Origin of the sequence: Mycobacterium sp. IS-1590 (assembly GCF_001500025.1) — a bacterium.
In the GTDB taxonomy this organism is placed as follows: domain Bacteria; phylum Actinomycetota; class Actinomycetes; order Mycobacteriales; family Mycobacteriaceae; genus Mycobacterium.
Genome location: NZ_LQIW01000010.1, coordinates 37,923 through 58,041, shown reverse-complemented (window position 1 = coordinate 58,041; position 20,119 = coordinate 37,923). Strand labels below are relative to the sequence as shown.

Here is a 20,119-nt window from a genome sequence, read left to right as displayed (position 1 = left end):
GTGCACAGTGGAGCTGTGCAGCTCTTGCCTCACCCGCGGACCGGTGTGCGGTTCGAGTCGCCGGTTCCCCCCGGCTCCGGCTGGCCGGGCGACCCCGCCACACCGCAGACCGCAGTCGCGACGACAGCCGCGCACGTCGTCTCGATGGCGGCGGCGACGCAGTCGCTCGACGAGCTCGATGCCGAGGTATCGGTGTGCCGGGCCTGTCCCCGTCTGGTCGAGTGGCGGGAGGAGGCGGCCGTCGTCAAGCGCAGGTCGTACGCCGACGAGCCGTACTGGGGCCGTCCGGCTCCGGGCTGGGGGGCATCGCAGCCCCGGGTTTTCGTCGTCGGCCTGGCACCCGCGGCCCACGGGGCCAATCGCACCGGCAGGATCTTCACCGGCGACCGGTCGGGCGATTTCCTGTTCGCGGCGCTGCACCGGGTGGGCCTGGCGAACCAGGCGCTGTGCGTGGACGCCGCAGACGGATTGGCGCTCAACGGAACCCGCGTGGCCGCCGCTGTGCGCTGCGCGCCGCCGGCCAATGCGCCGACACCCGCCGAACGGGCGACCTGTGCTCCGTGGCTGGACGCCGAATGGCGGTTGACCGCGGCGCACGTGCGCGTGGTCGTCGCGCTCGGCGGGTTCGCTTGGCGAGCGGCGCTGCAGATGCTGCGCACCGGCGGTGTGCCGGTGCCGGTGCCCGCGCCGAAGTTCGGTCACGGTGCCACGGCCGAGATGGGCGGCGTCACGCTGGTGGGCTGCTATCACCCCAGCCAGCAGAACACGTTCACCGGCAAGCTGACCCCGCAGATGTTTGACGACGTTTTCCGCACGGCTAAGGCGCTAGCGTCCGCCGGATAGTCGCGAACTGCGCGACGGCCAGTTCTTGTCGTGCCGAATCCGAGAAGGCGGCATAGTTCGCGATGGTCCATTCGTCGAAGACCTGCAGGATCCGGAAGACGAGCTCTGCCTGCAGCGGTTCGGGCAGGTCGGTGCGAACAGCGCCGCATCGGCGCCCGACGCGCAGCACCTCCTGCACCCATTCGCGGACGGCCCCGAGCGCTGCGCCGACGGCGGTTTTCGCCGGATCGGGGGCCTGCAGGTAGAACATCCGTCCCAGTAGCAGGAAATGACGTTCGTGCTGCGCAATGCGGATGAGGTTCTCGAAATACCGTTCGACTCTTGACCAGAATTCGGTTCCCGCGAATTGTTCGGGCTCGACGACATCAATTTCGGCTGACACCGCGGCGGTCAATTCCTGCAGGACGAATTCGTAGAGCTCGGCCTTTGACGGCAAAATATAGTAGAACGAGCTCTTGCTCATCCCGCACTGCTCGATGATCCGGTTGAGCGACGCGTGTTCATAACCGGCAGAACCGAATTCGACGGCCGCCGTCTCTACCAGCCGCCGCCGCTTCTCGGCGGGCATGCGGGCGATCCTTGCCGAGGTCACAGTTCAGAATAACCCCTGTGGACCAGCTAGTCCACACAATGGTAGCCTGGAGAACATGTTGAGTCCGACCAGCCTTGAGAAGCAATACGAGCAGGCGGCCGTGGACGAACTGCGAATTCTGATTGTCGGCGCCGGCATCGCCGGGGTCACGGCTGCGCAGCTGCTGCGCGGCGACGGTCGGCACCCGGTCCTGATCGAGCGTGCCGAAAGCGCCCCCGCACAGGGCTACATGCTCGCGTTGATGCCCATGGTCGACGCCGCGATCGACGATCTGGCGGTGCGTGACGCGTACCGCACGGTGAGCGTGCCGCTCGAGCGCTACGCCGTGCACGGCCACACCGGCCGCATGTTGCGGACCGACTCGACGGTCGACCTGATGGCGCGCTACGGCGACTACCGCGGCATTGCCCGCGGGCCACTGATCGACGTGCTGGCCGGCGCCGGCTGCCCGGTGAGCTACGACTCGGTCGTCGCCAACCTGGCGGAGACGTCGTCCGGCGTCGACGTCCGCGTGAACAGCCGCCGCACCGATCACCGCCTGCATTTCGATCTCGTCGTGATCGCCGACGGAATGCACTCGAAGACACGCGATTTCGTGCTCGAAAATCAACCGGTGGAGTGGGTGGACACCGGTTGGGGCGGCTGGGTGGTCTGGGCGCCCGACGTGGGTGATTCCGATCTCGGTGAGGAGCTGTGGGGGGCCGGCGGCATGGTCGCGATGTATCCGGTGGCCGATGCGCTCGGGGTGTTCCTCGGCGGTCCGCGGGAGGACACCGCGACGGGTCCTGCGCCCTTCGTCACGTCGATGCGCCGTGACCTGAAGACCGTCAACCCCCGCCTGAATCGAGCGATGGCGGCCGTGGCCACCGACCCCGATCCGTACTACTGGTCGTTGACCGACTGCCGAGCGCCGCGCTGGACCACCGGGCACACCGTCCTGCTCGGTGACGCGGCGGCCGGGTTCCTGCCGACCGCCGGGGTGGGAGCGGGTATGGCCATCGAGTCGGCCTGGGTGCTCAGCCGGGTGCTCCGCCACGCGCCCCGGCTTGCCCTCGGTGAGCTCCTGCGCGCCTACGAACGCGCACAGCGGCCTCGCGTCGAGGCAGCCCAGGACAACTCGCGCCAGCTCGCGAAGGTGATGTTCCGCCGCAGCCGGACGCTCGCCGTCGCCCGTGAACTCGCGATGCGCGTGATGAGCGTCGAACGCGCTCTGCGTCCCATTCAGCGCCTCCTGGCGCAGCAGCCCGACCCGGAAGCGCTGGTGGACGCGGTACGGGGAACGTCAACGCGGTCGAATGCGTTGTGACGGCCATGCGTCTCTCAGTCCTCGATCTCGTACCGGTGCGCACCGACCAGTCGACCTCCGACGCGCTGGCGGCGTCGACGCGGCTCGCGCAGACCGCCGACCGCCTCGGCTACACGCGTCTGTGGGTCGCCGAGCACCACAACATGCCCTCGGTGGCGGCGACCAGCCCGCCCGTGCTGATCGCGCACCTGGCGGCGCACACCGAACACCTGCGGGTGGGATCCGGTGGCGTGATGCTGCCCAATCACGCGCCCCTGGCCGTCGCCGAGCAGTTCGCACTGTTGGAGGCGGTCCATCCGGGACGCATCGACCTCGGTATCGGCCGCGCGCCGGGCTCGGACCCGGTGACGTCGATGGCGCTGCGCGGTGCGGCCGGTCGCGACGACCGTGACATCGAGGCCTTCCCGGATTATCTCGACGACGTCGTCGCGCTGATGAGCGCGCGCGGTGCGCGCGTACCGATCCCGAACCAGCGTTACGTCCTGAAGGCCACACCCGCCGCGGTGACCGAACCGAAGCTGTGGTTGCTGGGGTCGTCGATGTACTCGGCGCACCTGGCCGCCGCGAAGGGCCTGCCATACGTGTTCGCCCACCACTTCTCCGGCCAGGGCACCGCGGAAGCCCTTGAGGTGTATCGCTCGGAATTCCGGCCCAGCGAACTGGCGCCCGAACCCGTCACCTTCCTCACCGTCAACGCGGTCGTCGCCGAAACACGCGATGAGGCAGAGGCTTTGGCGTTGCCCAACCTGCAGATGATGGCGCGGCTGCGCACCGGTCAGCCGTTGGGGCCGCTGGATCTGGTCGAGGACGCCCAACAGCAGGAGCTCGCGCCGCAGGCTCAGCGCATCGCCGAAGCCGCCTTCGGGCGCGCCGTCGTCGGCGATCCGACCGAGGCGGCCGAACAGGTGCGCACGCTGGCCGACCGGTTCGGCGTCGACGAGGTCATGATCAACCCGGTGGCCTCGGCCCGCCGCGGCACCGATCCGGCGACCGCGCCGGCCCGCGACAAGACGCTGGAACTGCTGGCCAAGGAACTCTTCTAGGAGGACGGCGTCAGCTTGACCACCGGGATCGGGCGTGACGTCCGCTTCTGGTAGCCGATGTAGCGATCTTTGTTATTGCGCATGTCGTTGACGATCCGCCACAGTCTCGGGAAATCGGGATCGTCCTGGGTGACGGGGGTCGCCGCGACCTTGATGCGCTTGGGCCCGACGTTGATCTCGACGTTGGGATCGGCCTTGAGGTTGTGATACCAACCGGGTGCTTTCGGCTCGCCGCCTTTGGACGCGACCACCAGGTAATCGTCCCCGTCACGGGCGTACGCGAGCGAATTGGACCGCTGCAGACCGGTTTTCGCGCCGACCGTGTGCAGGATCAGCATCGGTGGCGCGCCGGGGATGATGTGGCCGATGCGGCCGTTGGTGCCCTTGTAGAGCTTGTCGTGCAGCAACAGCATCGGGTAACCGATGTATTTCTCGTACCAGGGCATGCTCATGGGGCTCAGTCTTGCGCAGCCGAGTCGAGTTCCGCCAGGGCCTCGCGCAGCAGCCGTCCCGACTCCTCCCGGTCCGGATCGCGGCGAAGAAGCATGTTCTTGGCGAACGAGAGCTTGTCGCCCTCCTGCCGGGGCAGCACGTGCAGGTGGATGTGGAACACCGTCTGAAACGCGGCCTTGCCGTCGTTGATCACCACGTTGTTACCGTCGGCGTGCAGTCCGGACCGGCGTGCGGCGCGCGCGATCCGCTGACCCACCCGTGCCAGGGTGGCGACGGTCTCCGGCGGCGTGTCGGTCAGGTCCACCGTGTGCCGTTTCGGGATCACCAGGGTGTGGCCGCGGCTGAACGGGCGGATGTCGAGGACGGCGAGAACGTCGTCGTCTTCGTGGATGCGGATGGCCGGGGCCTCGCCGGCGACGATGGCGCAGAACACACAGGACATGTTCGCCACCGTAACGGTTCTCCGTTGCGCGTCTGGATCCCACTGTTCGCCGATCGGATCGCGCGCCTCGCGGCTACGCTGCCGCCGTGGACACCAGCGAGCTTGTCTTCGCGGGCGCCGCGCAGCAGGCACGGTTGCTCGCGTCCGGGGTCATCACCGCTCCGGAACTGCTGGGTCACTATCTCGAGCGCATCGCGCGTCTCGACGCGACGCTTCGGTCCTATCGTGCGGTGCTACACGACAGCGCGAGACGCGAAGCCGAGCTCGCGCAGGAGCGGCTGAACGCGGGGGAGCGGTCACCGCTGTTGGGCGTGCCGATCGCGATCAAGGACGACGTCGACGTCGAGGGCGAGACGACGACGTACGGCAGCGCGGCACACGGTCCCGCCAGGACCCGCGACGCCGAGGTGGTCCGACGGCTTCGCGACGCGGGCGCGGTGATCATCGGCAAGACCACGGTGCCGGAAATGATGCTGTGGCCGTTCACCGAGACGGTGACATTCGGCGCGACCCGCAATCCGTGGAACGTCGACTTCGCCCCCGGCGGAAGCAGCGGTGGAAGCGCAGCGGCGGTGGCCGCGGGTCTGGCGCCGATCGCGCTCGGTTCCGACGGGATGGGTTCCATTCGCATTCCGGCGACGTGGTGCGGGCTGTTCGGCCTCAAACCACAGCGAGGCAGGGTGCCGATCGCTCCGCATGACGACGCGTGGAACGGCCTGAGCGTTAACGGTCCGATCACCAGGACGGTCGAGGACGCGGCATTGTTCTTAGCGGCGACGACGGGGGAGTCCAGCTTCGTCGCGGCCGCCGCCACGGAGCCTCGACGTCTCCGAATCGCGTTGAGCGACAGGTTACCTCCGCTGCTGGTGAGTTACGTGGGATGTGTGCAGCGAGCGGCAATGACCGAGTCGGGTGAGCTGCTGCGGGAACTCGGTCACGAGGTGGTTGACCGCGATCCGGATTACCCGGCATCGGTGATGTTCGATCAGGCACTGCCGCGGTATTTCCGGGGTTGCTACGACGATGTCCGGACACTGCCGCATCCGGAGCGGTTGGACGCCAGGACGCGCAGCTTCGCGCGGATCGGCGGAATGATCTCCGATCGGCGAATGGCAACCATCCGTGACGCGGAAGCCCGTACCGCCGAAAGGGTTCAGTCCATCTTCGACGACGTCGACGTGCTGGTCACCCCGGGAACGGCGCGGGGGCCGTCGCGCATCGGGGCGTATCAGCGCCGGGGCATGCTGCCGACGCTACTGTCGGTCGCCTCGCGGGTGCCGTTCCAGGCCTTGTTCAACGTGACGGGTCAGCCGGCGGCGGTCGTGCCGTGGGGCTTCGACGGCAACGGCGTTCCGACGTCCGTGCAGTTGGTGGGCAAGCCTTTCGATGAGGCGACGCTGCTCTCGCTTGCCGGGCAGATCGAGCGTGCGCGCCCATGGGCGCACCGCCGTCCGCCGGCGTCCTAGACCATCGCCTCGGACAGGGCCGTGCGCCAGATCGCGAGCTTCTCGACGAACGGCATGGTCTGCGCCGGGCTGGTCGACGGCAGGCGTCGATAGCGCAAATCTTTTGCGACGGAGCCGAGTCGTATGTAGTTCTTCTCCGCCGCGGCACCGTTGAACAACACCAACGCAATGGTGGGATGCTCGTCGAAGAACCGCTGAAAGTCGTTCGCCACCATGCTTTCCGGCTTCACCGCGGAATCCAGGCTGCCCTCGCGCCGGCACGATCGCAGCACATCCCAGACTGCGAATCCATGGTCGGTGAGTGCGGCGCAACGCTGCTCGTACGGCGCGTCTGCCCCGAATCCGAAGATGTCGGCTGCGATGCGCCAGAAGGCATTGCGAGGGTTGCCGTAGTACTGGTGCGCTTCGAGTGACATGACGCTGGGCATGTTGCCGAGGATCAACGTGTGGGGTCGTGCGCCGAGAATCGGCGCGAACCCGTACAGCACCTCAGAACCCATGTTTCGACTATCGCACGGGGTATAGGTTGGGCCGGTGGCCGATGACTTCGACGTCGAAGGGTCCGGTCTGCTCGACGGGCTCGAAGGTGCGGAACGCGCCGAACGCGCCGAACTGGTTTCGTGGTTGGTGAGCAGAGACATCGACGTCGAGGTGATCCGCAACGCGTACCTGCCGATGCTGCTCGCCGCGCGTCAGGAACTCGGCGACGATGGCGTCTACGTCTCCGCCCGGGAGACCAGCGAGAAGACAGGCATCGACCTCGAACTTCTGCAGCGTATTCAGCGCGCGATGGGGTTGCCCACCGTCGACGATCCCGATGCCAAGGTCCACCTGCGCGCGGACGCCGAAGCCGCAGCTTATGCGCAGCGGTTCATCGAGATCGGGATCCTGCCGGATCAGATCATTCAGATCACGCGGGTGCTCGCCGAGGGGCTGTCGAAGGCCGCCGAGGTGATGCGCTACGCCGGGCTCGCTTCGGTGCTCAACCCGGGCGCTTCGGAGCTCGTCATCGCCAAGAACGCCGAGGCGTTGGTGCGCACCGCAAACCCGCTGCTCGGCCCCATGATTCAGGACATGCTGCGGCTGCAGCTGCGGCATCTGATGGAGACCGAGGCGATCACCGCCTCCGAACGCGCGAAGGGGCAACGGCTGCCGGGCGCGCGACTCGTGACGATCGCGTTCGCCGATCTCGTCGGCTTCACCCGGCTCGGTGAGGCGGTGCCGCCCGAGGATCTGGAGCGGCTCGCGCACCGACTCTTCGATCTCGCGCACGAGGTGTCCGTCCCGCCCGTGCGGTTCGTCAAGACGATCGGGGATGAGGTGATGCTCGTCAGCCAGGAGCCGGTGCCGCTGCTGGAAGCGGCGCTGACCCTCGTCGAGAAGACCAACGACGACGACGACTTTCCACGGCTCCGCGTCGGCCTCGCGACGGGGATGGCCGTGAGCCGGACCGGCGACTGGTTCGGAGGGGCGGTAAACCTCGCGAGCCGTGTCACCGGCGCCGCTCGGCCCGGCTCCGTCCTGGTCTCGGGATCGACGCACGAGGCGATCGGGGACGACGAGCGGTTCTCGTTCTCGTTCGCGGGCTCCCGGCATCTGAAGGGGATCAAGTCCGACGTGAAGTTGTTCCGTGTGCGACGCGCGGACTGACCTGCCGGCCGGGCGAACAATCGTTCGGCTCTGTCCCGCCGGCCCAGAAAACCACCCAAAGACAGCGAAGCCCCGTGAGACGACCGCCCGCAATTCGAAACGGCCGCCGGTGGGGTGATCTACGATCCAGGCATGAGCCGGGTCGCAAAAGCCGTGCTGGTCACACTGTTCGTCGCATCGTCCGGTCTGCTGGGTGCGGGTACGGCGAGCGCGCAGCCGCCGCAGCCGGCGTGCGGATACACGCTGTCGCCGCCGCAGGTCGTGAATACCGGTGCCGTGAGCAAGGTGACCGCGACGGTCTCGTTCATCGCCTGCGGTGCGCCGTTCCAGCCGGCGTACAGCGTCGCGTGCGTCCACCGCGCCGGTCACGACTCTCAGGGGCAGTGCACCCAGGCGCGGGGACCCGGGGTTGCGCAGGTGTTCTTCGAGCCGTACCAGCCGGGCGCTCAGTACATCGCGAGCGGGCGCGGCTGCGGCAAGGTCTTTGCGGACGCGCTCGAACCGAACTGCGACATGCTCGGCCCGATCAACGTCACGCTGTAGCTCAGCGCGACGCGGCAGCGGTGAACCGGCGCAGCCGAAGGCTGTTGCTGACGACGAACACCGAACTGAACGCCATCGCCGCACCGGCGATCATCGGGTTCAACAACCCGGCCGCCGCCAACGGCAACGCCGCGACGTTATAAGCGAACGCCCAGAACAGGTTTCCCTTGATCGTCGCCAGCGTCCGACGAGACAGGCGTATCGCGTCGGGGACCGCATTCAGGTCATCGCGCACCAGGGTCAGGTCGCTCGCTTCGATCGCGACGTCGGTGCCACTGCCCATTGCGAGTCCGAGGTCGGCCTGGGCCAGCGCCGCCGCGTCGTTGACGCCGTCGCCGACCATCGCGACCACCTTGCCGTCGGCCTGCAGGCGCTGGACGGCATCCACCTTGTCCTGCGGCAGTACTTCGGCGACGACATCTTCGATACCCACCTGCGCGGCGATCGTGCGCGCCGCCGCTTCGTTGTCGCCGGTTACCATGATCGGTTTCAAGCCCAGCGCACGAAGTCGCGAGATCGCTTCCGGTGACGTGGGTTTGATCGCATCCGCCACCACCAACACACCACGCGCCACGCCGTCCCACCCGACGATGACCGCGGTGCGCCCCTGGGACTCCTCCTGCCGCACCGTGGTTTTCAACGAGGCGGGCAGCTCGTGCGACGACAGCAACCGTTGCCGTCCGACCGTCACGTCGCGGCCATCGATCCGCCCGCGCACCCCGAGGCCGCGCAGGTTGGTGAATTCCTCCACCCTCGGCAGCTCACCCAGCTTCTCCCGCGCACCGGTCACGATCGCCCTGGCGATCGGGTGCTCGGAACCGTCCTCGACCGCGCCGGCCATCCGCAGCACGTCGTCGGGCCGTTCGCCGTCGGCGGGGACGACATCGATCAACGTCATCCTGCCGGTGGTGATGGTCCCCGTCTTGTCCAACACGATGGTGTCGATCCGCCGGGTCGACTCCAACACCTCCGGCCCCTTGATCAAGATGCCCAGCTGCGCGCCGCGTCCGGTGCCGACCATCAGCGCGGTCGGCGTCGCCAGCCCCAGCGCGCACGGGCACGCGATGATCAGCACCGCCACCGCGGCGGTGAAAGCGGTCGCGACGGATCCGCCGGTGCCCAACCAGAACCCCAGAGTCGCAACCGATAGGGCGATCACAATCGGCACGAACACACCCGAGATCCTGTCGGCAAGTCGCTGTGCGTCCGCCTTGCCGCTCTGGGCGGCCTCGACCATCCGGGCCATCTGGGCAAGCTGCGTGTCGGCGCCGATCCGCGTGGCCCGCACCACGAGTCGGCCGTCGACGTTGACAGTCGCACCCACGACCTCGTCGCCGGGACCGACGTCCACCGGAACCGATTCGCCGGTCAGCATCGAGGCATCCACCGCTGAGGCGCCCTCGACCACCACTCCGTCGGCGGCGATCTTCTCGCCGGGACGCACCACGAACTCGTCGCCGACGGCGAGCTGGTCGATCGGGATCTGTTGTTCGCCGGTATCTCTGCGGACCACGACGTCTTTGGCGCCCAGTTCCAGAAGTGCGCGCAGGGCCGCACCGGCACGCCGCTTGGAGCGAGCTTCGAAATATCGCCCGGCCAGGATGAACGTCGTGACCCCCGCAGCGACCTCGAAGTACACGCTGCCCGCACCGTCGGTGCGCGACAGCGTCAGCTCGAAGCCGTGCGTCATCCCCGGAGTTCCCGCGGTGCCCCAGAACAACGCGTAGACCGACCATCCCAGCGCTGCGAGCGTGCCCATCGAAATCAGCGTGTCCATGGTGGCGCTGCCGTGGCGCAGGTTCGCCCACGCCGCACGGTGGAACGGCCACGCCCCCCACACCACCACCGGCGCCGTCAGCGTCAGCGAGAGCCACTGCCAATTCGTGAACTGCAGGGCGGGGATCATCGCCATCGCGATCACCGGAACGCTCAAGGCGAGGGAGACCAGGAGCCGGTGCCGCAGTGTGGCGGTCGGATCCTCTTCGGCGACTGTCGCCTGATCGGTGGGCAGGTGGGCTTGATAGCCGGCGTCCTCGACGGTGGCCACCAGTGCCTGCGGCGTCACGCCTGCGCTGTATTCGACGCGCGCCTTCTCGGTGGCGAAGTTGACGGTGGCCGTCACGCCGTCGATCTTGTTGAGCTTGCGCTCGATTCGGTTCGCGCACGAAGCACACGTCATACCGTCGATGGACAGCTCGATCGTGTCAGTGGCCATGGCCGGCCTCACCAGGGTCGTGCGTGGGGACGCCCTGCTGCGCGGAGGGATCGACCGACACGGTGAATTCGGCCGTGCGCACGACGTCGCGGTGTCGGAAATCGAGGAAGAGGCGATACTGCCCGGCGCTGGGGAAGGTCGTGTGGAACTCGATCGCCGGCCCCGGCCGCGTGGTTGCGTCGCCGGGCACGCCCATCGGATGTACGTGCAGGTATGCGAGGTCGGCGGCGCGCAGCGCGACGAGATGACCGTAGGAGCCCAGGTACGGCTGCAGGTCGTCCACCGGAACGCCGTCGCGGTTGACCGTCAGCGTAAGAGCCGACGCTTCACCGGCTTTCGGGGTTCCGCTGAGCCTGACGGTGTAGTCGTCGACGGATGACGACGAGTCGGCCGCAGGCAGCGGGATGGGCGAATACGGCCCGGGGACATGCACATTGGCGCCGAGGGTGAGCGCGGGACCGCCGGTGGGCACGAAGTCGGCGAATACGCGGTAGTCGCCCGCGCGGCTGAAATCCACCGAAGTGCGCCACGTGCCGCGGTCGTCGAGCACGGGGTGAAGATGCTGGAATGCGGCCAAGTCGTTGCGGACCACGATCAGGTGCAACAGCTTCTCGTGAGTTTCATCGAATTGCCTCACGGGAGCACCGCTTTGGTCGAGGATCCTGAACTCCAGCGGCGAGTCTGCGTTGGCCGGCGGGAGCGGGTGGGTCACGTCCAGCGTGTAGCCGCTTTCGGTGACCTGTAAGCCGCCGGGGGACCGGGTGGGCTGCTCGAGATCCTCGGGTGCGGCGGAGTGGTGCTGTGCAGCGGCATCACTCTCGGGACCGAACGAGCGGCCAACCCACATCGATGCTGCGAACACCACCGCGAGTGCGGCGATGAACGCGGCGATTCGAGGGGCGGTCTTCATCAGCTCGCCAGCTGGTAGCCGGCCTCTTCCACGGCGGCCCTGATGGCGGCGGCTCCCACGGGTTCGGAACTGTCGATGGTCACGGCTCCGCTGGCGACATCCACGTCGACCGTCTTCACGCCCGGGATCTCCCCGAGTTCCTCTCGCACCGATGCGGCGCAGTGTTCGCAGGTCATTCCGGTGACTGTGACAGTGGTGGTAGCCATGGAGCCAGAGTACCTGATACCCCCTAGGGGTATCTAGGCCGGGTGTGCGCCCGACTTCGGTGCGACCACCATGGCAGCATCGGCGAACATGCGTGTTCTCGCCCAACGGGTCACTTCAGCAGCCGTCACCGTGGACGGCGAGGTCGTCGGGGCGATCCAGCCCGAGGGTCAGGGCCTGCTCGCACTGGTCGGCGTGACGCACGACGACGACGCGGCCAAGGCGCGGCGGATGGCCGAAAAGCTCTGGCAGCTGCGGATTCTCGACGACGAGAGGTCCGCCTCTGACATCGGCGCCCCCATCTTGGTGGTCAGCCAGTTCACCTTGTACGCGAACACGGCCAAGGGACGGCGCCCGGCGTGGAACGCGGCCGCACCGCGCACGACCGCCGAGCCCCTGGTCACCGCGTTCGCCGACGCGCTGGGTGACCTGGGCGCGACGGTGGCGACCGGCGTTTTCGGCGCTCACATGCAGGTTCAGCTGGTCAACGACGGCCCGGTTACCGTGCTGCTCGAGCTGTGATCATGAGCTGACTATGTTGTTGCGACCGGTGGCGTGCCCTCCGATGGCTGCACGATCACGAACCCCTGCCCGTGGAACGCGACCTGGATCGCTTCGCCGGAACCGCGGCCGATCAGCGCGCCGGCCTTGAAGCTCGTCTTGAGCTGTGTCTGCAGATTTGCCGACCACGCCACCACCGCATTGGTGTCGGCGAACGTCGGCGCCTCAGCGGCGTTGAGCACAACCGGTGGCCCGTCGGTCGTCAGCGCCACCCAGCCGGTCCCGCGCAACGTCGTGTTGAACAGGCCGCCGGTCGCGATGCTGCCGCCCCGCACCCGCTCGATGTTCCAGTTCAGGTTCGCCGAGAACGCCAACACGTTCTTCCCGCTGATCGACAAGCCGGAGTTGGATAGCTGCAGTAGATGGACGTCGTAACCCCGCTCGGCGAGGAAGACATCGCCCTGCCCCTGGCAGCGCATCAGCGGCAGCCCTTCACCGGTCAGCGCCTTCTTGATGAACTTCGAGGCGCCGCCGCCCTCGAACGCGAAGTCGACGTTGCCCTGGTAGGCCACCATCGAGCCTTGCCGCGCCATGAACGGCTCCCCGAGACGCACCCGCAACATCTTGGTGTTCTGGTTGGCGATGGCCTTGGCCTCTTTCTCGCTGAACCGGCCGTCCACCAGATCGCCGCTGATGCCTGCGAAACCATCGCCTGCGGGCTGTCCGACCGCCATCGCCTGCGGAGGAGCGCCCTGCTGTGGTGGTGCCTGGGGTACCGGGGCAGGTCCGCCGAGTGAGGTCAGCGGCGCCCTGCCGACCTGACCCTGATGCGACACCTGGTCGGTCCAGTTGTGCCCGTCCCACCAGCGGTACTCGTAGCGACCTTCGGGATCGGGTCGCCAGCTGCCGTTGTTCGGTGCTGTCATGGCTACAAAGTAACCGGACGGCCATCATGTGGTGAGGTACTTTTCGCACTGAGACATCCCGCCCGGAACCACGCGACCACTGGCATTCTTGTGCCATGGCAAAGGAAATCGACCGGGTGCGGGCGAAGAGCGCCTTCGCGGTCATCAAGCAACATCCGGGCATGGTGCTCTTCGTCGCCTCGCCGGCCCTCATCGCGGTCGGCCTGGTGTGGTGGTTGGTCAGCCCCACCCTGGCCGTGCTGCTGTTGATCGGTGCGGTGGTGGGCGGCGGTGCGCTGTTGCTGCGTGTGCGCGGCTAAGCGCAGGCGCCATCCCGGATGAGCCGCTGCATGTCGATGACCGCGGCGCGGCCGTGCAGCGACCGGGCCTCGTACGTCATGGGTGCGCCGTGCGAGTCGTCTGACCTGGCGCGTTCGCCCTCGGCGAACGGGCAACTATTAACCATGTAACGGTGTAAGCATGTAATCATGCGACATAACATCCACGGCCGGCGCCGCCAGGGCGGCTGGCAACAGGCGCAGCAGCCCGATGCGGGCGACGCCGCCGACTGGTTCGCCGGCCGGCTTCCCCAGAGCTGGTTCGAAGCGGACCCGACGGTGATCGTCGACCGCGAGGAGATCACCGTCATCGGCCGCCTTGCGGAAGCCAAAGGGGGCGAGAGCGAAGCCCGCGCATCCGGACGGGCCGCGCGGTTCCGTGAGGAGACCCGCTCCGAACGCATGCACATCGCCGACGAGGCCGAGGCGCGCTACGGCCGCAAGGTCGCCTGGGGCGTCGAGATCGGGACACCAGGCACCGAGAACCATGAGCGGATCATGTTCACCAACATGGCCGTTCCGGTGATGACGCGACTGCGTCAACCCGAACGCCAGGTGCTCGACACGCTCGTCGACGCGGGTGTGGCACGGTCACGCTCGGATGCGCTGGTGTGGTCGGTTCGTCTGGTCGGTGAGCACGCCGAGGAGTGGCTGGGCAAGCTGCGCGAGGCGATGCGCAACGTCGATGAACTGCGGGCCGAAGGGCCGAAGCTCTAGCTCGTCGCGTCGGCCTCCTCAACGCGGCTCGTGCCTCGCCGCTTGATCGTCGCCCGACGTGGATTTCGCGTCGGCCTCCTCAACGCGGCTCGTGCCTCGCCGCTTGATCGTCGCCCGACGAAATCAGCTCCACGCCAACGTATTGCGAACTCAACGCCGCGGTCTGAGACAGTGGGTCCACCGGCGCACCCTCGACCAACAGGTTGCGGTTGACACCGTAGGACACCGGCGCGACGTCGCCACGTGGGTCGAATACACGTGAGCCCCAACCGTGGTCGACGATGATCACCCCCTGACGCGGACGGTCATCCACCACCGCCGTCAACTCGACCTCGCCGACCGGGGAGAAGACCCTGACGAGGTCGCCCTGGTCCACCCCGAGATCGGCCGCGTCCTTCGGATGGATGATCACGTCGTTGCCCTTACCGGCGGGATGGAGTCCGGGTAAGTCGTTCAGCCACGAGTTCATCGAGTGCCGGTGCCTGCGGTTGGCCAGTTGGAACGGATACCCGACGGGCGCCGCGGGCAGCGGGTCGCCGAGCAGTTCGCGGGTCCGTGCGAGGAACTCGGGCGGTGCGGCGTGCACCTTCTTGTCGTCGGTCCGCAGCGCGTCGCGGAAATGCCCGAACTCCCGCGGCCCCAACACCCAGCCGTGCGGGCGCGACATGACGTCTCGCCATTTGATCTTGCGCCCGTTGACCTTTCGTGAGGTCGCCACCACCAGGCGGTCGATCCAGTGCGGTCCGAACTCCAAGGCCGGCTTGCGCGTCACGCGCGCCGCGGCGCGCGTGGCCTTGATGAATCCGTTGAGGCCCTTGGCGCGGAACAGCGGTCTGCGCATCGCGATCGCCAGGTCGGTGAAGATGCGCCACTCCTGCCGGACACCCGGCGGCGGTTCGACGACCTTGGCGCCGTACTGCAGATACGGCTCGTCGTGCATGTTGCTGGTGAACGCGAGCAGGTCGTTGCGCTCCAGCCAGTGGGCGGCGGGCAGCAGCCAGTGGGCATGGCGGTGGCTCTCCCGCTGGACGAAGTCGATCGCGACGAGCAGATCCAGGTCGGCCAGCGCGCGGTCGAGCTTGTCGCCGTCGGGCCCGGAGACCACGGGGTTGCCACAGTTGATCAGTAGCGCGCGTATCTGACCCCGGCCAGGTGTGGTGATCTCGTCGGGTAACTCGCTGAGTGCGTGTGCGCCCGCGACCATTTCGCGGCCCAGCAGTCGACTGTAGTGCGGCTTGGCCTTGACCATCGCCGACATTCGGATGGCGTCGACGTAGCCGGGTTCAAAGCGCCGTCCGCCTGGGCGGTCCATCCGGCCGGTGATCACGTTGAGCACATGGCCCAACCATTCGGCGACGGTGCCCGCCATGTGCAGCGACACCCCGGTGCGGGTCACCACCATGGCCCCGCGCGCCGCGGCGAAGTCGCGTGCGACCCTTTCGATCTGGTCGCGGGTGATGTCGCAGCGGGCGGCGAGATCGTCGAGATCGGCGTCGGCGACCAGCGCGCGCAGTTCGTCCACACCGGTGGCCAGTTCCGCGCAGTCCTGCCGATGTTCGAGGTGCTCGTCGAGGATGACCTTCACCAGCGCCAGCAGCAGCGCCCAATCCTGGCCCGGGCGCACAGCAAGGTGCAGGTCCGCCTTCTCGGCGGATTCGGTGCGCAACGGATCGACCACCACGATCGTCGCGCCCTGTTGCTGACGTGCCAGGGCACGGCGCCACCCACCGGGCACGCTCTCGAGCCAATTCCATGCGCTCACAGCGGGGTTGGTGCCGATTAGGAGAAAGTAATCGCAGTTGTCGATGTCGGAGACCGGCACCATCAGGATCGAGCCGTACATCGCGTCGGCGACGACGTGCATCGCGTTCTGGTCGACCGAGCCCACGGCGTAGCGGTTCTGGGTCCCGAGCGCGTCCAGCCAGCCGTTCATGAAGATCACGTTGGACGAGGAGAAGCCCGCCGGGTTGCCGTAGTAGACGCCGACCGCGTCGGCTCCGCCCGCGTCGATCGCGGCGTTCATCCTGGCCGCGATGTCGGCGATGGCCTCGTCCCAGGTGGCCTCGACATAGGAATCGCCGACCCGGCGCATCGGGTTGAGGATCCGGCGGGGGTGCTCGACGAGCCGGTGTGCGGTGCGGCCCTTGGCGCAGAAGTCCCGCCAGCTGTGCGGGTTCTGTTTGTCGGCGGCGATCTTGGTGACGCGGTTGTCCTCGACCGTCACCTCCAGCCCGCAGGAGGCCAGGCAGATCCGGCAGAACGTGTAGACCGTTTCGCTCATCACCTCGAGCGTACGGCGCTCACGCCCGCGTCATGGACCAATAAGCGCCATGCTTAGCGATCAACTCGGCATGGGTGCCGCGTTCGATGATCTGACCTTCGTCCATCACCACGATTTGGTCGGCGTCGCGGATGGTCGACAGCCGGTGGGCGATGATGAAACTCGTTCGGTCGCGGCGCAACTCGGCCATCGCCTGCTGAATCAGCAGCTCGGTGCGGGTGTCCACCGAGCTGGTCGCCTCGTCGAGGATCAGCAGGCTGGGCCGGGCCAGCACCGCGCGCGCGATCGTGATGAGCTGCTTCTCGCCGGCGCTGATCGAGGCGCCGTCGTCGGTGACGTGGGTCTGATAGCCGTGGGGGAGCATGTGCACGAACCGGTCGACGTATGCGGCCTTGGCCGCCGCGATCACGTCGTCCTCGGAGGCGTCGGGCCTGCCGTAGGCGATGTTCTCGAAGATGGTGCCCGCGAACAACCAGGTGTCCTGGAGCACCATCCCGATGCGGGACCGCAGCGAGTCCCTGCTGACCGTCGAGATGTCCACGCCATCGATCAGGATCCGGCCGGAGTCGACGGCGTAGAACCGCATCAGCAGGTTGACCAGCGTGGTCTTACCCGCGCCCGTCGGCCCGACGATCGCCACGGTGCTGCCGGGTTCGGCGACCAGCGACAGATTCCGGATGACCGGTGTGTCGGGGTGGTAGCCGAACGTGACGTCCTCGAACTCCACCCGGCCGGGCTCCCGTCCGCGTGAACGTCGATCGCCTCCCGGTCGTGGGGCGGAAGAGGGAGGATCGGGTGCCTCCTCCTCCGCGTCGAGCAGGTCGAAAACCCGCTCCGCACTGGCCACGCCGGACTGCAGCGTGTTGTACATACCCGCGACCTGCGTCAGCGGCTGGTTGAACTGACGGACGTACTGGATGAACGCCTGAATGCTGCCGAGCGTGATCTGGCCGGTGGCCACCTGCAATCCGCCCACGACGGCGACCGCGACATAGCTCAGGTTGCCGATGAACGTGGTGGCCGGTCCGACGAGGCCCGAGAAGAACTGTGCGCCGAAGGCGGCGTCGTAGACGTCCTCGTTGCACTGGCGGAACCGCTCCTGAGCCGCGGCACGGTGTCCGAAGGTCTTGACGATGGTGAAGCCGCTGTAGGTCTCCTCGATGTGGGCGTTGAGCCTGCCGGTGTTGGCCCACTGGGCGGCGAACAGGCGCTGCGACCGGCGCGCGATGACCCGGGTCGCCCACAGTGACAGCGGCACCGTCACCACGGTCAGCAGCGTGAGCAGCGGTGAGATGGTCAGCATCATCACCAGCACCGACAGCACGGTCAGCACGGACGTCAACAGCTGACTGATCGTCATCGACAACGAGCCCTGGATGTTGTCGACATCGTTGGTGACTCTGCTGAGCACCTCGCCGCGCTGACGAGAGTCGAAGTACGACAGCGGCATTCGATGCAGCTTGTCTTCGACGTCGGAGCGCAGTGTCGCGATGGTGCGCTGCACCGCCACGTTGAGGAGGCGGGCCTGCAACCACACCATCAGCGCAGCGACGAGATACAGGCCCAACGCGAGTAACAGTGTGCGGCCGACCGCCTCGAAGTCCACCCCTCGGCCGGGGACGACGTTCATCCCCGACAGCAGATCGGCGAAAGTGCCGTCGCCGCGGGCGCGGGCGGCGTCGATGGCCTGTTCCTTGGTCATCCCCGCGGGCAGCTGACGGCCGACCACCCCGTTGAACAGAAGATCGGTGGCATGCCCCAGGATTCGCGGTCCGATGACACTGATCGCAATGCCCGCGACGCCCAAAAGTATCACCCACGCGGTCAGGCCGCGCTGCGGTGTCAGTCGCTTGACCAAGCGGATCGCCGAGCCGGTGAAGTCACGCGAACGTTGGGTCGGCGCCTGCACCATGCCACGGATCGGGCGGGCCATCGGGCCGCTCACTGGGCGTCCCCGACGATGGCGAGCGACTGGGAGTCGGCGAATTCGGCATACTGCGGGCAGTCCGTCAGCAGGGCTTCGTGGGTGCCGATGCCGACGATCCGGCCGTCGTCGATGACCACGATCTGATCTGCCTGGCTCACCGTCGAGATGCGCTGAGCGACAACGATGACGGTCGCTTCCGCGGACACCTCGCGCAGCGCCGAGCGCACGCGGGCGTCGGTATGCACGTCGAGTGCGGAGAACGCGTCGTCGAACAGATACACGGCGGGCCGGCGGATCACCGCTCGGGCGATCGCCAACCGCTGCCGCTGTCCACCCGAGAAATTCGCCCCGCCCTGCGCGACTCTCATCGCCAGGCCGTCGGGGTGCGCGCGCACGAAATCGTCGGCCGCGGCCACCCGCAGCGCGTCCCACATCTCGTCGTCGGTGGCGTCCGCGTTGCCGTACTGCAGATTGTCGGCGACGGTGCCCGAGAACAGGTATCCGCGCTGCGGCACCAGCCCGAGCACCGACCACAGCTGTTCGGGGTCGTAGTCGCGCACGTCGACGCCGTCGAGATACACCGAACCGCTCGTCGGGTCGTACATCCGGCAGATCAGCGACACCAGCGTCGACTTACCCGACCCGGTGGAGCCGACCACCGCCGTCGTCGTACCCGGTCGTGCCGTCAACGAAATATCCTGCAGCACAGGTCGTTCAGCGCCGGGGTAGCAGAACGTCGCGGCGTCCAACCGGACCTCACCGCGGATTCTCGACGGCCGCACCGGGTGTTCTGGGCTGACGATCTGCGGCGCGACGGACAGCACCTCCGAGATCCGCTCGGCGCACACCGACGCCCGCGGGATGATGACGAGGATGAACGTGGCCAGCAGGACCGCCATCAGTATCTGCATGAAGTAGGCCAGGAACGCGATCAACGAGCCCACCTGCATCTGTCCGGCGTCGATCCGCAACCCGCCGAACCAGATCAACGCGACGCTCGAGACGTTGATCACCAGCGTCGTGGTGGGCAACATCAGCGCCTGCCACCGTCCGGCTTCGAGCGCGGTGTCGGCCAGCGACTGGTTGGCTTCGGCGAACCGGTTGCGTTCGAACGGTTCCCGGGCGAACGCGCGGATCACGCGCAGGCCCGCGAGTTGGTCGCGCATCACGCGGTTGATGCCGTCGACCAGTCGCTGCATGCGCCGGAAGATCGGGAGCAGGTGACGCACGATCCAGTAGTTGGTCAGGGCCAGGATCGGCACGCTCACCAGCAGCAGCCAGGACAACCCGGCGTCCTGATGCAGCGCCATGAAGATTCCGCCGATCGACATGATCGGCGCGGTGACCAGCATGGTGCAGGTCAGCTGGACCAGCAGTTGGATCTGCTGAACGTCGTTGGTGGTGCGGGTCAGCAGCGAGGGAGCACCGAACCGTGCCGCGTCCTCGGCGGAGAACCCGGTCACATGGTTGAACATCGCCGCGCGCAGATCGCGGCCGACGCCCATGCCCGCCCGCGACCCGAAGTACACCGCCCCCACCGCGCAGACCACCTGCAGCGCGGTGACCGCCAGCATCACACCGCCCAGTTCGACGATGCGGCGCAGGTTCCCGACCGCGACGCCGTCGTCGATGATCGCCGCGTTCACCGTCGGCAGGTACAACGAGGCGAGCGTGCTGACCAACTGCAGGGTGGCGACGGTGGCGAGCAACGCCCGATATGGCCGCGCGTACTGTCGCAGCAGCGCCCATAACATCCCGATACTGTCGCACATCCGATATATGG

At 67.5% G+C, this 20,119-nt stretch carries 20 protein-coding genes; 9 read left to right on the top strand and 11 right to left on the bottom strand.

Annotated features, from left to right (window positions below; all coding sequences use genetic code 11):
• Nucleotides 1–843, top strand: coding sequence for a uracil-DNA glycosylase (locus AU197_RS08830; RefSeq protein WP_064402157.1), 843 nt, complete (start codon nucleotides 1–3; stop codon nucleotides 841–843).
• On the opposite strand, the gene AU197_RS08825 is transcribed toward AU197_RS08830, so the two are convergent.
• On the bottom strand, nucleotides 818–1,411 hold the full coding sequence (locus AU197_RS08825; RefSeq protein WP_064402156.1) for a TetR/AcrR family transcriptional regulator: 594 nt from the start codon (nucleotides 1,409–1,411) through the stop codon (nucleotides 818–820). The two genes, AU197_RS08830 and AU197_RS08825, sit on opposite strands and share 26 nt — an antisense overlap.
• Before the next feature lie 79 nt (nucleotides 1,412–1,490).
• Here AU197_RS08825 and AU197_RS08820 point away from each other — a divergent pair, with 79 nt between their 5' ends.
• A complete protein-coding gene (locus AU197_RS08820; protein WP_064402155.1) occupies nucleotides 1,491–2,741 on the top strand; it encodes an FAD-dependent oxidoreductase in 1,251 nt (416 codons plus the stop codon).
• Nucleotides 2,742–2,746: 5 nt separating this feature from the next.
• Complete coding sequence (locus AU197_RS08815) at nucleotides 2,747–3,784, top strand: LLM class flavin-dependent oxidoreductase (RefSeq protein ID WP_064402197.1); 1,038 nt, start codon at nucleotides 2,747–2,749, stop codon at nucleotides 3,782–3,784.
• Here the strand turns inward: AU197_RS08815 and AU197_RS08810 are convergent.
• Nucleotides 3,781–4,230, bottom strand: coding sequence for a nitroreductase family deazaflavin-dependent oxidoreductase (locus AU197_RS08810; RefSeq protein ID WP_064402196.1), 450 nt, complete (start codon nucleotides 4,228–4,230; stop codon nucleotides 3,781–3,783). The genes AU197_RS08815 and AU197_RS08810 overlap by 4 nt on opposite strands.
• A gap of 11 nt (nucleotides 4,231–4,241) precedes the next feature.
• A complete protein-coding gene (locus AU197_RS08805) occupies nucleotides 4,242–4,679 on the bottom strand; it encodes an HIT family protein (RefSeq protein ID WP_064402195.1) in 438 nt (145 codons plus the stop codon).
• An 86-nt stretch (nucleotides 4,680–4,765) separates the two neighbouring features.
• Between AU197_RS08805 and AU197_RS08800 the strand changes: the two genes are divergently transcribed.
• A complete protein-coding gene (locus tag AU197_RS08800) occupies nucleotides 4,766–6,145 on the top strand; it encodes an amidase (protein ID WP_064402154.1) in 1,380 nt (459 codons plus the stop codon).
• Here AU197_RS08800 and AU197_RS08795 read toward each other — a convergent pair.
• Nucleotides 6,142–6,645 (bottom strand): DNA-deoxyinosine glycosylase, encoded by a 504-nt coding sequence (locus tag AU197_RS08795; RefSeq protein WP_064402153.1) that lies wholly within the window; start codon nucleotides 6,643–6,645, stop codon nucleotides 6,142–6,144. The two genes, AU197_RS08800 and AU197_RS08795, sit on opposite strands and share 4 nt — an antisense overlap.
• Before the next feature lie 34 nt (nucleotides 6,646–6,679).
• On the opposite strand from AU197_RS08795, the gene AU197_RS08790 reads away from it, so the two are divergent.
• Both AU197_RS08790 and AU197_RS08785 read left to right on the top strand, forming a co-directional pair.
• Nucleotides 6,680–7,795: an adenylate/guanylate cyclase domain-containing protein gene (locus tag AU197_RS08790; protein WP_064402152.1), complete on the top strand. Its 1,116-nt coding sequence runs from the start codon at nucleotides 6,680–6,682 to the stop codon at nucleotides 7,793–7,795.
• 132 nt (nucleotides 7,796–7,927) lie between these two features.
• The gene (locus AU197_RS08785) at nucleotides 7,928–8,338 is read left to right on the top strand and encodes a hypothetical protein (RefSeq protein WP_064402194.1); all 411 of its coding nucleotides are present in this window, start codon (nucleotides 7,928–7,930) and stop codon (nucleotides 8,336–8,338) included.
• A 1-nt stretch (nucleotide 8,339) separates the two neighbouring features.
• Here AU197_RS08785 and AU197_RS08780 read toward each other — a convergent pair whose 3' ends face one another.
• The 3 genes from AU197_RS08780 to AU197_RS08770 are packed head-to-tail and all read right to left on the bottom strand — an operon-like array spanning nucleotide 8,340 to nucleotide 11,669.
• A complete protein-coding gene (locus AU197_RS08780) occupies nucleotides 8,340–10,553 on the bottom strand; it encodes a heavy metal translocating P-type ATPase (protein ID WP_064402151.1) in 2,214 nt (737 codons plus the stop codon).
• On the bottom strand, nucleotides 10,543–11,463 hold the full coding sequence (locus tag AU197_RS08775) for a DUF8832 domain-containing protein (RefSeq protein ID WP_064402150.1): 921 nt from the start codon (nucleotides 11,461–11,463) through the stop codon (nucleotides 10,543–10,545). Before AU197_RS08775 ends, AU197_RS08780 begins: the two co-directional genes overlap by 11 nt.
• On the bottom strand, nucleotides 11,463–11,669 hold the full coding sequence (locus AU197_RS08770; RefSeq protein ID WP_064402149.1) for a heavy-metal-associated domain-containing protein: 207 nt from the start codon (nucleotides 11,667–11,669) through the stop codon (nucleotides 11,463–11,465). Before AU197_RS08770 ends, AU197_RS08775 begins: the two co-directional genes overlap by 1 nt.
• Before the next feature lie 88 nt (nucleotides 11,670–11,757).
• Between AU197_RS08770 and dtd the strand changes: the two genes are divergently transcribed.
• Nucleotides 11,758–12,189, top strand: a complete 432-nt coding sequence (dtd, locus tag AU197_RS08765) for a D-aminoacyl-tRNA deacylase (RefSeq protein ID WP_064402148.1) — start codon at nucleotides 11,758–11,760, stop codon at nucleotides 12,187–12,189.
• Between the two features lie 11 nt (nucleotides 12,190–12,200).
• Here the strand turns inward: dtd and AU197_RS08760 are convergent, their stop codons facing one another.
• Nucleotides 12,201–13,094, bottom strand: coding sequence for an AIM24 family protein (locus AU197_RS08760; protein ID WP_064402147.1), 894 nt, complete (start codon nucleotides 13,092–13,094; stop codon nucleotides 12,201–12,203).
• 95 nt (nucleotides 13,095–13,189) lie between these two features.
• Here AU197_RS08760 and AU197_RS08755 point away from each other — a divergent pair, with 95 nt between their 5' ends.
• Nucleotides 13,190–13,393, top strand: coding sequence for a hypothetical protein (locus AU197_RS08755; protein ID WP_064402146.1), 204 nt, complete (start codon nucleotides 13,190–13,192; stop codon nucleotides 13,391–13,393).
• 168 nt (nucleotides 13,394–13,561) lie between these two features.
• Nucleotides 13,562–14,128, top strand: a complete 567-nt coding sequence (abmR, locus tag AU197_RS08750; RefSeq protein ID WP_064402145.1) for an ATP-binding transcription factor AbmR — start codon at nucleotides 13,562–13,564, stop codon at nucleotides 14,126–14,128.
• A 79-nt stretch (nucleotides 14,129–14,207) separates the two neighbouring features.
• On the opposite strand, the gene AU197_RS08745 is transcribed toward abmR, so the two are convergent.
• From AU197_RS08745 to AU197_RS08735, 3 genes are read right to left on the bottom strand one after another with little or no spacing between them, the layout of a single operon-like run.
• The gene (locus tag AU197_RS08745) at nucleotides 14,208–16,409 is read right to left on the bottom strand and encodes a molybdopterin-containing oxidoreductase family protein (protein ID WP_064402193.1); all 2,202 of its coding nucleotides are present in this window, start codon (nucleotides 16,407–16,409) and stop codon (nucleotides 14,208–14,210) included.
• 19 nt (nucleotides 16,410–16,428) lie between these two features.
• A complete protein-coding gene (locus AU197_RS08740) occupies nucleotides 16,429–18,342 on the bottom strand; it encodes an ABC transporter ATP-binding protein (protein WP_064402144.1) in 1,914 nt (637 codons plus the stop codon).
• Between the two features lie 8 nt (nucleotides 18,343–18,350).
• Nucleotides 18,351–20,090: an ABC transporter ATP-binding protein gene (locus tag AU197_RS08735; RefSeq protein ID WP_064402192.1), complete on the bottom strand. Its 1,740-nt coding sequence runs from the start codon at nucleotides 20,088–20,090 to the stop codon at nucleotides 18,351–18,353.
• Nucleotides 20,091–20,119 lie beyond the last annotated feature (29 nt).